Source organism: Paenibacillus alginolyticus DSM 5050 = NBRC 15375, from assembly GCF_000422905.1.
Classification (GTDB): Bacteria; Bacillota; Bacilli; order Paenibacillales; family NBRC-103111; genus Paenibacillus_E; species Paenibacillus_E alginolyticus.
The window spans coordinates 102,148-115,438 of record NZ_AUGY01000001.1; the positions used below are offsets into that span (position 1 = coordinate 102,148).

Here is a 13,291-nt window from a genome sequence, read left to right on the forward strand (position 1 = left end):
GAACATAAATGATTTGGCACACGGTTACGGAGGCTTTTGCATGAATTCTTATCGGATCCCAGAGATCGCTAAGCAATACACAGAGTATGATATGATTCAAAATCACACAGACTTGCCCGATTTTCCGGAGCTTCGCACACGTCTGTTGTTTGCATTCTTGAACGGAAACAGTAAGTTCAGTTCTTCAAGCGAGTTGTATACGCTAGCTACGTCGCTTGTTCAACTAGCGCTCGATACCCATGATTTGGTTACAGCATCTAATGATGTCAAAGAGAAAAAGGCAGCAAGATCTAGGCAATTAAAAGTTCTTGCAGGGGATTATTTCAGTTCCCGCTTTTATAATCTCCTTGCACAGGCAGGCCAGATCGAGATGATTAAACAGTTGTCGAATGCAATCTGTGAAGTCAACCGGCTCAAAATGAATATCTACATGAAAATGAAGCAATTGAAATTGACGGCAGAAGATTACATCCACCTAACCGTGGAAATTAAATCTCAGCTGTTTTTGTCTTTCTCTGACTTTATGACTGAGGTGTATGATCAAGCATGGCCGGATATTCTGAGAAGCTATGCCAAGTGTGAGGTTATTTTTGAAGAAATTTTCCGCGTAGAATCTGCGGCGAATTTCAGGGACAGCTGGGGATTCTGGCACATTCTTCAGCATGGTACGAAGGAAGAACGGAAGCAACTGCATGCGGATGAATCCGATCAAACTAGACTTCGTACACTCATTCATAAATATAATATTACTTCGCAGCTTTATCAGATGCTGGACTCCCACACCAAGCAGTTGCAGTCCAAAGTACAGCAACTTGAATCGGATAAACTAATAAGTGAACTGTTTCACATTGGGGAGCCGTTTCTTCGATTCTCAGCGAAGCAGCCCAAAGTGCTAGAAGAAATTTGAGGTGACATCCAGATGAATATGACAAAAACAAATAGCAAAACGAATACGACCAAAACCAAAGAAGAGTTCGTTCACTCAGTCTTTGAAAGTATTGCACCCAAATATGATCTTATGAACAGTATCCTAAGCTTTCGTAGGCATAAAGCATGGCGTAAATTCACAATGAAGAAGATGAACGTTCAGCCGGGGGAGACAGCTATTGACCTGTGCTGCGGCACATGCGACTGGACGATCAGTCTTGCTCAGGCAAGTGGAAGCGGTAAAATGGTTGGGCTGGATTTTAGCCAAAACATGCTGGATTACGGTGCAGAGAAAATCAAGCAGCTTCACTTGGATCAGCAGATTGAGCTCATTCAAGGCAATGCGATGAGTCTTCCGTTTGACGACAACACGTTTGATTATGCAACGATCGGATTTGCTCTTCGTAATGTACCCGATTTGGAGCAGGTCATCCGTGAAATGCAGCGTGTCGTTAAGCCCGGAGGGCTAGTTGTGTCTCTAGAGCTCTCCAAACCAACTTGGCAGCCGTTCAAGTCCATTTATTATTTTTATTTTCAACGCGTACTGCCATTTTTGGGCAAACTAATTGTAAAGAAGTACGAACAGTACAAATGGCTGCCGGAATCATTGATCCATTTTCCAGACCATAAACAGTTAGCCGCTATTTTTACGAAACAAGGATTGGAGCATGTAGAGGCGTACCCATTAACAGGTGGGGTTGCTGCCTTGCATATAGGTACTAAGGGGAAAACGAAATCAGGAGTGTAGTCAGCTATGTTTACTAAATTGAAAATATTTTTGGAAATGATTAAATTTGAGCACAGTGTGTTTGCCTTGCCTTTTGCCTTCATGGGAGCCATTCTAGGCTCAGTCGTATTAAATGGACATCTGCCTAGCTGGGCCCAGATCGGTTGGATTACGCTTGCGATGGTTGGAGCGAGAACTGCAGCGATGGCCTTGAATCGTGTGATTGATAAAGCCATTGATAAAAGAAATCCAAGGACGGAGAATCGAGCCATACCCGCGGGGCTTATCTCCATTCAACAGGTTATTATTTATATCATTATCTCGTTTGCGATGCTTTTCTGGGCGACCTCTAATTTAAGCTCTTTATCCATGAAACTGCTGCCAATTGCAGTGTTTTTTCTTGTCTTTTACTCGTACACCAAAAGGTTTACATGGACTTGTCACTTTGTCTTAGGTTTGACCTTAGGATTAGCTCCACTTGGAGGCTGGGTTGCCGTAACCGGTCAATTTACATGGTCTTCGATTATTTTCTACTTGACAGTAGTATGTTGGAGCGCAGGTTTCGATTTGATTTATGCTTGTCAAGATGCCGAGTTTGATCGGAATGAAGGTCTTCATTCCTTACCAAGCCGATTCGGGATTAAGGCTGCCTTGAATACCGCTCGTGTCCTACATGTTCTTACTGCTGTTGGTCTAGTCACATTGTTTTTCATTACACACTTGAGTTGGTTCTATTTAATTGGACTTATTATCGCTTATTTTATTTTGTACAAAGAACATCGACTTGTCTCACCGCAAGACTTGTCCAAATTGAACACAGCATTTTTCACGATGAACGGTGTACTGAGCTTAGTGATGTTTGCCTTCACCTTACTTGATGTGCTAGTGAGTCAGCATTCATGAGCGGCAATTGGGTAGTAGGGATTACTGGAGCTAGTGGTGCTATCTATGGGGTGCGGCTCAGCCAAGTACTGCTGGATCAAGGCTTAAATGTTCATCTAATCGTTACGGATGCAGGCTGGAGAGTATTGCATGACGAATTGGATTGGAACGCAGGCAAACGCCAAGAAATGCTGCAGGAACATTTTGGCGGCCGCGCAGGCTCTTTTGACTATCATCCAATTGCTGATATTGGGGCAACCGTGGCAAGTGGTTCTTTTCGGACCAAGGGCATGGTTGTGATTCCTTGCTCAATGGGAACTTTATCAGGGATCGCTCATGGTTCATCTGATAATTTATTGGAGCGAACAGCGGATGTCATGCTCAAAGAAGGAAGAAAATTAATCCTGGTTCCAAGGGAAACGCCATTGCACGCCATACATTTGGAGAACATGCTAACCTTGTCAAGAATGGGGGTACGCATGCTCCCGGCAATGCCGGCCTTTTATAATCGTCCGTGTTCTATCGATGAAATGGTCGATTTTTTGGTGGGTAAAGTGCTGGATAGCATGGACATTGAACATTCCTTATACAGAAGATGGGGAGATAACAATGAGCAACCTAGACCCTAAACTACGAATTGGCCGGATTAATTATACGAACGTTTGGCCGATCTACTATTACTTTCCCGAACTTATGAAGAGCTCTGAGGTCGACATTATTGAACAAGTCCCAACATCCCTTAATCAAGAAATGGCTGCTGGTAACATCGACATGGGGCCCATTTCTTCCTTTGCTTACGGAGAATCCTTTGAAAATTACATGTTGTATCCGGATCTTTCCGTTAGCGCCTATGGAGAAGTGAATTCCATTTTATTGTTCCATGAAAAGCCGTTACGTGAAATTGCGAATGGACATATTGTGTTGCCTACAACCTCAGCTACATCAGTGAATTTACTCAAAATCATTCTCCAAAAATTCTATAATGGGAACCCGACATATGAATATGCGAAACCTAATTTAGAAAAGATGATGGAAAAAGCAGATGGGGCTTTATTGATCGGAGACGATGCGATTAAAGAGAGTTGGCACAATCAAACGTATATGATTACAGATCTTGGGCAAGAATGGGCCAAATGGACGGGACAATGGATGTCATTTGCCGTATGGGCGATTCGAAGAGAGACAACCGAGAAGTATCCGGAATTAGTAGCAGCTGCTTTTGAGGCTTTCATGGCAAGTAAAGCCAAAGCACACAAAAATCCGGAAGAAATGATCCGCGAAGCACAAAGTACAGTTGGTGGGACATCGCAGTATTGGCATCATTATTTTCATACGCTATGTTATGATTTTGCATCGGAACAATGGGAAGGACTTGCTACGTATTACAAGTACTGTTATGAGCTTGGTTTCCTGCCGAAGCCGGTAAGTATTGGTTTATGGTCAGAGAAAATGAACGCACGGGTGACAGAATGAAAAATCTAATGGAAATCTATACAAGAAAGAAAAAGGATATAGCTGCAATTGAAAAAGAGCTCGAGGAAAGCGTGTATACAGATCATGCGATGCTGCGAGAAACCTCTATGCATTTACTGAAAGCGGGAGGAAAGCGGATTCGCCCCGTCTTTGTTCTGCTTTCAGGCGAGTTTGGGAGCTATCATCTCCAAACGATGAAGCATGTCGCGGTACCGCTCGAGCTCATACATATGGCATCGCTTGTTCATGATGATGTGATTGACGATGCAAACACAAGACGCGGACAATTGACCGTCCGATCCAAGTGGGATAATCGGATTGCCATGTTCACGGGTGATTTTATTTTTGCCAAAGCTTTAGGGGTCATTACTCAAATTCATAAGCCGGCAGTCCATCAAATTATGTCTAAGGCCATTGTAGAGATGTCAATTGGGGAAATGGAGCAAATTCGTTTCTTTTTCCACTCAGAGCAAAGCATTCGAGATTACCTATTACGGATTAGACGTAAAACGGCACTACTTATTGCCATTTCATGCCAATTAGGGGCCATGGCAGCTGATGCACCTGATTGGATAAGCAGCAAGCTGTATGCTTTTGGATATAACGTAGGTATGGCGTTTCAAATACGGGATGATATTCTGGATTTAATTGGCACGGAAAAGCAAATAGGGAAACCGCCGGGCAGCGATGTCAAACAAGGAAACATAACGATTCCAGTTCTGCTTGCCATGCAGGACGAATCCTTGAAGCCGCTCATTTTATCAGAACTAGACCGTATACATAAGCTGGATGGACAAACCGATGTCACTCAATTCTTGGATATGATCCGTGGTAGTGAAGGCATTGATAAAGCAGATTTGTTGTCTCAGAAGTATATTGATAAGGCCATTGCTTCTCTGGACAAACTGCCAAATGTTCAAGCTAAGAAAGATCTCATTGAAATTGCACATTTTATCGGAAATCGTTCTTATTAATGGATTGTTCTTCGATTTGAGAAAAGCTGACAAAAAGTGTAAACTAGTGGAGAATACATAGATTGAACCAAGAGTAAGTTTATGCAGATGTTTCTTACGGAAACTATAAGGAGGAAGTCCTTACATGGAAAAAACATTCTTGATGGTTAAACCGGATGGCGTACAGCGCGGCCTTGTAGGCGAAATTGTAAAACGCTTTGAACAGAAGGGCTTTCAATTAATCGGCAGCAAGCTAACGGTTATTTCGAGAGAGCAAGCCGAACTTCACTATGCGGAGCATAAAGGTAAAGATTTTTTCGAAAGACTTGTGACATTTATTACGTCAGGACCTGTATTCGCGATGGTGTGGCAAGGTGAACAAGTCATTGCTTTATCCCGCACGATGATTGGGAAAACGAATTCTCTTGAAGCTGCTCCGGGAACTATACGTGGTGATTATGCTGTACATACGCATTTAAATCTCATTCATGGTTCGGATTCACCTGAGAGCGCTGAGCGCGAAATTAGCAATTTCTTTAAATCGGACGAGCTTTTTGAATACAGTAAAGTCATTCAACAATGGATCTAGTTCGACCAATCAAGGAACCTGACATCATAACGGATGCGGGTTCTTTTTTTTGTCGTATTATAAAGGATATTGGCATTTGCTTACAGAATGTATGTTAACAGAAATTGACCAAGGTGGGTGGACAGCATGGAAGATCAAGATTTTTTGTTATTTATTAAAAAAGTAAAAGAACACACGTCCATTGATCTTGCTCTTTATAAAGAAGCGCAAATGAAAAGACGTTTAACAACTCTACGGATGAAGCGTGGTTATAATACGTTTGTCGCTTTTTTTGATGCGATGATGAAGGATAAAGAACTATTCTATGAATTTCTGGATCGTATGACGATTAATGTTTCTGAGTTCTGGCGGAATCCGAATCGTTGGGAGCTCGTTGAGCAGAAATTTATACCCGAGATGTTGAAGAAGAACAGACGCTTGAAGGTATGGAGTGCGGCTTGTTCAACAGGGGAAGAGCCTTATACGCTAGCGATGATACTGGCAGAACAGGGGGCGCTTAATGAGGTCCATCTACATGCGACGGATATTGATGATGGCGCCTTGGAAAAAGCACGCAAAGCGATCTACCTCGATCGTTCATTGCGAGATGTGCCTGAGAAGTATGCAAAGAAATATTTCCGACAAGAACAAATGATGTATCATATTACGGACGATCTTAAAAAATCTATTAAATTTCAAAAGCAAAACCTGCTTGTCGATACATTTGATACGGGATATGATCTCATCGTTTGCCGTAATGTCATCATTTATTTCACGGAAGAAGCAAAGCATGTCCTGTATCAGAAATTTTCAAAAGCGCTGAAACCTGGCGGTTTATTGTTCGTTGGGTCTACAGAGCAAATATTCTCTCCAGGGCAATATGATCTTGAACCCGCAGACACTTTCTTTTATCGCAAAAAGGGTGTATAAGTTCTTCCATAAATTCCAATACTAAGATGTACGATGCAAGTTATTGCTAAGGCAATATCTCTTAGGAGGCAATTATGGACAAACGCAAAGTGATTACTGCTTATCGCAGGGGAATGATCTCCATTCAGGAATGTGCGCAGATTTTGGGTGTGGACTCGTCACAGATCGTGGGTCTCATGAATGATCCACAGCTCTCCGAACTCCCAAGAGTCGTCCAAAAGCAGCCTATGCACGGGTAATCTTTGCTCATGACTAGATGTAGACACGCTCTCGCTAAGGGGATTCTCCCTTACGTGCGAAGCGTGTTTTTGCGTTTGTGCTGTTGCCAAACCCGAGTACCTATACTATAATGACAAAAGATAATCGCGCGTCAAAGCGCTAAAGTGTTTAATGAAAGCAACAACTCAAAAGTGTATGCTTACGAAGCTTGTGATGCTTCGCAAAACTCATAGGGGGTAATAGATTGTGAGATATTTAACAGCAGGTGAAACGCACGGCCCGCAGCTGACTGCGATTATTGAAGGGTTTCCAAGCAATGTAACTCTAAACTTTGAGGATTTGAACTTCCAATTACATAGACGTCAAAAAGGCTATGGCCGCGGTCGTCGGATGCAGATTGAGAAAGATACAGCAACCATTGCAGGCGGAGTACGCCATGGCAAAACCACAGGAGCTCCAATCGCGCTTGTTGTAGTTAATAACGACTGGAAGCATTGGACAACGGTAATGGGAATTGAGCCGGTAGAAGAGGATAATGAAGGCAAGCGTCGTGTAAACCGTCCTCGTCCAGGACATGCGGATTTAAACGGCGGCCTCAAATATAATCAAAAAGATTTGCGCAACATTCTTGAGCGTTCAAGCGCGCGTGAAACAACGATGCGTGTAGCAACTGGCGCTGTAGCACGCCAATTGTTGGCTGAGTTCGGCATTAAAGTAGCAGGCCAAGTTATCCGTATCGGTGATGTAGAAGTAGAGCGTCAAGAGCTTCCAGTCGATGAACTTATTCGCATTACAGAAGAATCTCCGGTACGCGTAGTTGATAAAGAGGCTGAAGCCAAAATGATCGCCGCAATCGACGCAGCCAAGGAAGATGGAGATACACTCGGCGGGATCGTTGAAGTTATCATTGAAGGCGTTCCTGTAGGACTTGGCAGCCATGTGCAATGGGATCGTAAGCTGGATGGTAAAATCGCGCAAGCGGTTCTTTCTATTCAAGCCTTCAAAGGTGTTGAATTCGGAATCGGCTTCGAAGCTGCAGAGCGTAGAGGCTCCAATGTTCATGACGAAATTTTATACACAAAAGAGGATGGCTTTAGTCGCAGAACGAATCGCGCAGGCGGCTTCGAGGGCGGTATGACAACGGGTGAGCAAATCATCGTGCGCGGTGTCATGAAACCCATCTCGACTCTTTATAAACCGCTGCAAAGCGTAGATATTGATACGAAGGAAGTATTCACAGCTCAAGTGGAGCGTTCGGACACTTGTGCGGTCCCAGCTGCAGGAGTAATTATGGAGAATGTAATTGCTTGGGAAGTAGCAAATGCTTTCTTGGACAAATTTGGAGGAGACTCCCTCGAGGAAATTCGTGCGAACTTAAGCAATTTCTTAGCCCAAGTGGAGAGCTACTAATATGAGAGAGCTCACCGTAGATCTTGGAGAACGGTCTTATCCTATTTATATCGGCCAAGGCATTCTTAACGATATCACGGCTCTGTTTGACCGGGCGAAGCTTAGCCGCAAGTCGCCGCTACTCGTTGTCACCGATGAATCGGTGGCTGCGCTGCACCTGGAGCGCGTCATGACGCTGCTCCGTGAGGGCGGCTTCGCCGCCACGGCCTGCGTCGTGCCCGCAGGCGAAACCACCAAATCCCTCGCGCAGCTCGAGGGAATTGTCACCGCCGCCCTCCAAGCGGGCCTCGATCGCAGTTCTGCGATCGTCGCCCTTGGAGGAGGCGTGGTCGGCGATCTCGCCGGCTTCGCTGCGGCGAGCTTCATGCGCGGGATCCGCTTCGCGCAGATCCCGACAACGATCCTTGCCCACGACAGTTCCGTCGGCGGCAAGGTCGCGGTTAACCATCCGATGGCGAAGAACATCATCGGGGCGTTCCACCAGCCCGAGCTCGTTCTCTTCGACATCGACTTGCTGCTAACATTGCCGCCCCGCGAGGTGAAAGCGGGCCTCTCGGAAGTAATCAAGCATGGCTTGATCTGGGATGCTGCATTCACGCAGTGGTGCGACAACAATGCGGAGAAGCTGCTTGCCTTAGATCCGGAAGCGCTCAGTTATGCGCTTTACATAGGTTGTAAAGTCAAGTCTATCGTTGTTTCTCAAGATGAGCGTGAGAATGATTTGCGTGCCATTTTGAATCTCGGTCATACGATTGGTCACGCCTTGGAAGCAGTCGCTGGTTATGGCGAGCTGCTGCATGGTGAAGCGATAGCAATCGGTATGGTGGGGGCTGCAAAATTAGCTCAGCAGTTCGGTTATTCCGAGGACATCCACATGGTGACGAAGGCGATTTTCGAGAAATTTGGATTGCCCGTCAGCATTCCGTCTCATTTGGATACGGATAGCATCATGAGCGCGATGATGCATGATAAGAAATTCAAAGAAGGCACAATGGTCTACATCATCCCAACGGAGATCGGCAAAGTAGAAATCCGTAAGGATGTCACGGTAGAACAAGTCAGACAAATTGTTGAGCTTTTAAAAGGGGAGAGTTAGCCGATGTTCTTAAGGGGAATTCGTGGAGCGACGACGGTTGAACACAATGAGGCTCAGGAGATTTTAACCGCTACCAGTGAACTGCTTGCAGCAATTGTAGATGCGAATGATTTTCGACCTGAAGATATTTGTTCCGTTTTCATTACAGTAACAGAAGATATTACGGCAACATTCCCTGCCCGTGCGATCCGCACGATGGTAGGTTGGGAATTAGTCCCATTAATGTGTTCACTGGAAGTACCGGTTGAGAACGCATTGCCCAAATGTATCCGTTTTATGGTGCAGGTTAACACAACCAAAAGCCAAGCTGAGATCAACCATATTTACTTGAAGGAAGCTAAGGCGCTACGACCTGATATTGTTAAATTGACAAATGAAGCAACACGGTAGTATAGTGTGAGTAGATGAGTTTAGGTAAGTAGAGAAGCATTTAGTCGAGTAGAGCTTAGCCCAGTTGAGATGAGAAAAGGTAACATAGGTTTGTGTGAAGATAAGAGCGACTCTATTCGAGGGCGTCTGTTTGTTCATACATAGCCATGGCTTCTTTTTTCATATTCCATTGAACTTCTACTTTAACTAAAGTCAACCTCTACTTCGGTAGAGGTTTTTTTGTCATTCGAATAGAGCTTTCTGCACCACTGAGATCGACGAGTCGCACAAGCTGAGAGGGGATGTTTCCATGTATACACCTGAAATTCAAGAAGTTATTCGTTTGGCCAAAAATTATAATCTCATTCCTGTCGTACGTCATTTGTTAGCAGATACTGAAACCCCGATACGTGTATTTCAACATCTTTACCAAGAACCGCGTGCCTTCCTCTTAGAAAGTGTTGAGGGCGGAGTGAAATGGGCTCGATATTCCTTTATCGGCAGCGATCCCTTCTTGATGATTAAGGCGAAGCATGGGAAGACCATGGTTGAAACACAAACCGAGAATAAGGTTTTAGACGAGAAACCAATCGATGTGTTGAAAGCCTATCTAAGATCCTACTCCAGTCCTCAGCTTGCGGACTTGCCGCGTTTTACAGGCGGTGCTGTCGGATTTTTCGGATACGATTTGCTTCAGTACTACGAAAATCTCCCTGCTCATCAAATTGATGATTTACAAATGAATGATATTCAATTCATGTTCTGCGATCAAGTCATTGTGTTCGATCATTTCAAACAGCAGATCAAAGTGATTGCCAATGTGCATGTTCAACCTTTTGCTACGGATGCTGAGATTGTAAAAGCGTATCATGCGACTTGTGAGAAAATCGATGCCACCATCGAGAAGATTAAGCGTCCGCTTGGGTCCGATACGATGACTCACAATCCGATTGTGTCTGAACCGGATCTCGGCGAAATTCGATCCAACATAACGAAAGAAAAGTATATCGCCAACGTGAATAAAGCGAAGGAATACATCAGAGCCGGTGATATTTTCCAAGTCGTGTTGTCGCAGCGTTTTGAAATGGAAACGAATGTTTCACCATTGCAAGTGTATCGAGTACTGCGTACGATGAATCCTTCGCCCTATATGTACGTGCTCAAAATGGATGATGAAGTCGTCGTTGGCACATCGCCGGAGCTGTTGGTTCGCGTTGAAGAAGAGAAAGTAGAGACGCGCCCAATTGCGGGTACAAGACCTAGAGGAAAGACACCAGAAGAAGACCTTGCCCTGGAAAAAGAATTGCTCGCAGATGAGAAAGAACGCGCTGAACACTTGATGTTGGTGGACTTAGGTCGCAATGACATCGGGCGTGTATCGGAATTCGGAACTGTGAAGTGCGATACTTTCATGGACATTGAACGGTATTCACACGTCATGCATATCGTTTCAAACGTTTCTGGTAAAATTGCAAAAGACAAAGATTTCTTCGATGCTTTTCTTTCCTGTATGCCTGCAGGGACGGTGTCTGGAGCGCCGAAGCTGAGAGCGATGGAGATTATTGCTGAGCTGGAGCCAGAATCTCGCGGTGCTTATGCCGGAGCGATTGGTTACTTAGGATTTTCGGGGAATTTGGACACTTGCATTACGATCCGTACGATTATTTTCAAAAAAGGCAAAGCCTACGTGCAAGCCGGAGCCGGTATTGTATGGGATTCAGTTCCTGAAAGTGAATACCAAGAGACGGTTAATAAAGCGACAGCTTTGCTCAAATCAATTCGGATGGCAGAGGCCATGTTCAGCCCTGAGCCTAGACCAGTTAGCGATATAAACAAAGATTATTTTGTTAACTCTTAAGGGAGAGAAGGAGAGGAGACTCTAGTCATGAGTGGACTTATTCATATACAGCAAGCGCTCGGGAAAGTCGTTAGCGGTAGTCATTTGTCGCGTGAGGAAGCGCGCGGCGTCATGTCAGAAATCATGGATGGTGCTGCGACTCAGGCTCAAATCGGCAGTCTGCTTACCGCACTTCGAATCAAAGGAGAGACGCTGGAGGAGATTACGGGCTTCGCTGAAGCGATGCGGAGCAAAGCGGTTCAGGTCAATGTACGCCAGAATGATCTGCTGGATACATGCGGGACTGGCGGAGATGGCGCAGAGACGTTCAATATCTCCACAACGGCAGCGATCGTTGCATCTGCTGGGGGGATTCGCGTAGCGAAACATGGCAATCGGGCGATGTCGAGCAAAAGCGGAAGCGCAGACGTCCTAGAAGCTCTTGGTGTGAAGATTACGTTAAGCGGAGAGCAAGCGGCTAAATGCTTAGACAGAACAGGCATCTGCTTCATGTTTGCCCAGGCGTACCATCAATCCATGAAGCATGTAGCGGCACCTCGGCGTGAGCTAGGCTTCAGAACCGTATTCAACTTGCTGGGGCCTTTAACCAATCCAGCGGGCGCTGACCGTCAAGTGCTTGGTGTATTCGACAGCACGAAGACTGAGCTAATTGCGCAAGCGCTGCAAGCCCTTGGACTGAAACGAGCTTTGGTCGTAGCAAGCGAGGATGGCTTGGATGAGTTCAGCATATCAGCACCTACGAAAGTAACGGAACTGAAAGCTGACACCATTCGTACTTATCTCATTACTCCGGATGAACTTGGCTTACGCTCACATAGTATCAAAGACGTAGCGGGTGGAGATGCGATATTAAACGCTGAAATCATTCGTCATATTTTTGCTGGCGAGAAGGGACCTTACCGCGATATCGTACTTGCAAATGCTGCAGCCTGCTTCTATGTGACTGGCCAAGTCGGAACCCTTCAACAGGGTGTGAAATTAGCGGCCGACGTCATTGATTCCGGTCGTGCGGAACAAAAATTGAATGAATTAATCCAATATACAGGAGAACTTTGCCATGTTTCTTGATAAAATTGTTGCCACTAAGCGGGTAGAGGTTGAAGCGATGAGCAGCTTTTCAATCAAGGATGCTGAGAGGTTAATCTCGGACATGCCTCCTTGTTTAGGCTTTGAACAAGCGTTAACTACACGGAAAAACCGTGCAATGGGTTTAATTGCAGAGGTGAAGAAGGCCTCCCCGTCCAAAGGATTGATTCGCGATGATTTTGAACCGGTTCTTCTAGCGGAAGCCTATGAAAGGGCTGGCGCAGATTGTATCTCCGTTCTCACGGATGTGGACTACTTCCAAGGCAGTAATGAGTACCTGAAAGCTGTTCGTAAGGCTGTGAATGTGCCATTGCTTCGTAAGGATTTCACCATTGATCCGAAGCAAATTTATGAAGCGCGTTTGATTGGCGCTGATGCTATCCTGCTGATTGCAGCCATTTTAACGACAGATCAAATGAAGCAGTATCTGAAGCTAGCAAGTGATCTTGGTCTAGATGCACTCGTTGAGGTCCATGATCGTGAAGAGCTTGAACGTGCACTGGAACTGAATACACAATTGATAGGTATCAACAATCGGAATTTGAAAACATTTGTTACCGACTTAGGCACAACGGAGGAACTGATTCAATTCATTCCCTCAGGGAAAACTGTCGTCAGTGAAAGTGGCATTTCTACGGTCAAAGATATGACTTATTTACAGCAAGTGGGTGCTCAAGCCGTTTTAATCGGTGAGCACTTCATGCGACAACCTATTGTTGAGCAGGCCGTTCATGATCTGATGGGTACGAGGGTTCAAAAGGCGAAGTAGTTGAAGGAGAAAGAGGCGAATTTG

15 protein-coding genes are annotated in these 13,291 nt (G+C 45.1%); all 15 read left to right on the forward strand.

What is annotated here, in order from left to right:
* Nucleotides 1–40 precede the first annotated feature (40 nt).
* Nucleotides 41–907 (forward strand): heptaprenyl diphosphate synthase component 1, encoded by an 867-nt coding sequence (locus tag G519_RS0100585; RefSeq protein WP_029193011.1) that lies wholly within the window; start codon nucleotides 41–43, stop codon nucleotides 905–907.
* Nucleotides 908–925: 18 nt separating this feature from the next.
* Nucleotides 926–1,675: a demethylmenaquinone methyltransferase gene (locus tag G519_RS0100590; RefSeq protein WP_029193012.1), complete on the forward strand. Its 750-nt coding sequence runs from the start codon at nucleotides 926–928 to the stop codon at nucleotides 1,673–1,675.
* Nucleotides 1,676–1,681: 6 nt separating this feature from the next.
* On the forward strand, nucleotides 1,682–2,557 hold the full coding sequence (locus G519_RS0100595) for a UbiA-like polyprenyltransferase (RefSeq protein WP_029193013.1): 876 nt from the start codon (nucleotides 1,682–1,684) through the stop codon (nucleotides 2,555–2,557).
* Nucleotides 2,554–3,165 carry a UbiX family flavin prenyltransferase gene (locus G519_RS0100600; protein WP_029193014.1) on the forward strand — a complete coding sequence of 204 codons (612 nt, stop codon included), beginning with the start codon at nucleotides 2,554–2,556 and terminating at the stop codon, nucleotides 3,163–3,165. Before G519_RS0100595 ends, G519_RS0100600 begins: the two co-directional genes overlap by 4 nt.
* A complete protein-coding gene (locus tag G519_RS0100605) occupies nucleotides 3,146–4,009 on the forward strand; it encodes a menaquinone biosynthetic enzyme MqnA/MqnD family protein (protein WP_029193015.1) in 864 nt (287 codons plus the stop codon). Before G519_RS0100600 ends, G519_RS0100605 begins: the two co-directional genes overlap by 20 nt.
* Complete coding sequence (locus G519_RS0100610) at nucleotides 4,006–4,983, forward strand: polyprenyl synthetase family protein (protein WP_029193016.1); 978 nt, start codon at nucleotides 4,006–4,008, stop codon at nucleotides 4,981–4,983. The genes G519_RS0100605 and G519_RS0100610 overlap by 4 nt, the downstream gene beginning before the upstream one ends.
* Nucleotides 4,984–5,107: 124 nt before the next feature.
* Nucleotides 5,108–5,551 (forward strand): nucleoside-diphosphate kinase, encoded by a 444-nt coding sequence (gene ndk, locus G519_RS0100615; RefSeq protein ID WP_029193017.1) that lies wholly within the window; start codon nucleotides 5,108–5,110, stop codon nucleotides 5,549–5,551.
* A gap of 126 nt (nucleotides 5,552–5,677) precedes the next feature.
* Nucleotides 5,678–6,460, forward strand: coding sequence for a CheR family methyltransferase (locus G519_RS0100620; protein ID WP_029193018.1), 783 nt, complete (start codon nucleotides 5,678–5,680; stop codon nucleotides 6,458–6,460).
* A gap of 74 nt (nucleotides 6,461–6,534) precedes the next feature.
* Nucleotides 6,535–6,699: a hypothetical protein gene (locus G519_RS51215; protein ID WP_164826741.1), complete on the forward strand. Its 165-nt coding sequence runs from the start codon at nucleotides 6,535–6,537 to the stop codon at nucleotides 6,697–6,699.
* Between the two features lie 226 nt (nucleotides 6,700–6,925).
* Nucleotides 6,926–8,089, forward strand: a complete 1,164-nt coding sequence (gene aroC, locus G519_RS0100630; RefSeq protein ID WP_029193019.1) for a chorismate synthase — start codon at nucleotides 6,926–6,928, stop codon at nucleotides 8,087–8,089.
* Between the two features lies 1 nt (nucleotide 8,090).
* Nucleotides 8,091–9,185: a 3-dehydroquinate synthase gene (gene aroB / locus G519_RS0100635; protein ID WP_029193020.1), complete on the forward strand. Its 1,095-nt coding sequence runs from the start codon at nucleotides 8,091–8,093 to the stop codon at nucleotides 9,183–9,185.
* A 3-nt stretch (nucleotides 9,186–9,188) separates the two neighbouring features.
* Nucleotides 9,189–9,575 (forward strand): chorismate mutase, encoded by a 387-nt coding sequence (gene aroH, locus G519_RS0100640; protein WP_029193021.1) that lies wholly within the window; start codon nucleotides 9,189–9,191, stop codon nucleotides 9,573–9,575.
* Nucleotides 9,576–9,864: 289 nt separating this feature from the next.
* On the forward strand, nucleotides 9,865–11,412 hold the full coding sequence (trpE, locus tag G519_RS0100645; protein WP_029193022.1) for an anthranilate synthase component I: 1,548 nt from the start codon (nucleotides 9,865–9,867) through the stop codon (nucleotides 11,410–11,412).
* 27 nt (nucleotides 11,413–11,439) lie between these two features.
* Nucleotides 11,440–12,480, forward strand: coding sequence for an anthranilate phosphoribosyltransferase (trpD, locus tag G519_RS0100650; RefSeq protein WP_029193023.1), 1,041 nt, complete (start codon nucleotides 11,440–11,442; stop codon nucleotides 12,478–12,480).
* Entirely contained in the window at nucleotides 12,470–13,267 is a 798-nt protein-coding gene (gene trpC / locus G519_RS0100655; protein WP_029193024.1) for an indole-3-glycerol phosphate synthase TrpC, read from the forward strand. The genes trpD and trpC overlap by 11 nt, the downstream gene beginning before the upstream one ends.
* Nucleotides 13,268–13,291 lie beyond the last annotated feature (24 nt).

Coding starts and splice junctions, on each gene's coding strand:
- G519_RS0100600 (WP_029193014.1), top strand. CDS start 2,554: ATGAGCGGCAATTGGGTAGTAGGGATTACTGGAGCTAGTGGTGCTATC.
- G519_RS0100585 (WP_029193011.1), top strand. CDS start 41: ATGAATTCTTATCGGATCCCAGAGATCGCTAAGCAATACACAGAGTAT.
- G519_RS0100610 (WP_029193016.1), top strand. CDS start 4,006: ATGAAAAATCTAATGGAAATCTATACAAGAAAGAAAAAGGATATAGCT.
- G519_RS0100595 (WP_029193013.1), top strand. CDS start 1,682: ATGTTTACTAAATTGAAAATATTTTTGGAAATGATTAAATTTGAGCAC.
- G519_RS0100590 (WP_029193012.1), top strand. CDS start 926: ATGACAAAAACAAATAGCAAAACGAATACGACCAAAACCAAAGAAGAG.
- G519_RS0100605 (WP_029193015.1), top strand. CDS start 3,146: ATGAGCAACCTAGACCCTAAACTACGAATTGGCCGGATTAATTATACG.
- aroB (WP_029193020.1), top strand. CDS start 8,091: ATGAGAGAGCTCACCGTAGATCTTGGAGAACGGTCTTATCCTATTTAT.
- trpE (WP_029193022.1), top strand. CDS start 9,865: ATGTATACACCTGAAATTCAAGAAGTTATTCGTTTGGCCAAAAATTAT.
- trpC (WP_029193024.1), top strand. CDS start 12,470: ATGTTTCTTGATAAAATTGTTGCCACTAAGCGGGTAGAGGTTGAAGCG.
- G519_RS0100620 (WP_029193018.1), top strand. CDS start 5,678: ATGGAAGATCAAGATTTTTTGTTATTTATTAAAAAAGTAAAAGAACAC.
- aroH (WP_029193021.1), top strand. CDS start 9,189: ATGTTCTTAAGGGGAATTCGTGGAGCGACGACGGTTGAACACAATGAG.
- G519_RS51215 (WP_164826741.1), top strand. CDS start 6,535: ATGGACAAACGCAAAGTGATTACTGCTTATCGCAGGGGAATGATCTCC.
- trpD (WP_029193023.1), top strand. CDS start 11,440: ATGAGTGGACTTATTCATATACAGCAAGCGCTCGGGAAAGTCGTTAGC.
- ndk (WP_029193017.1), top strand. CDS start 5,108: ATGGAAAAAACATTCTTGATGGTTAAACCGGATGGCGTACAGCGCGGC.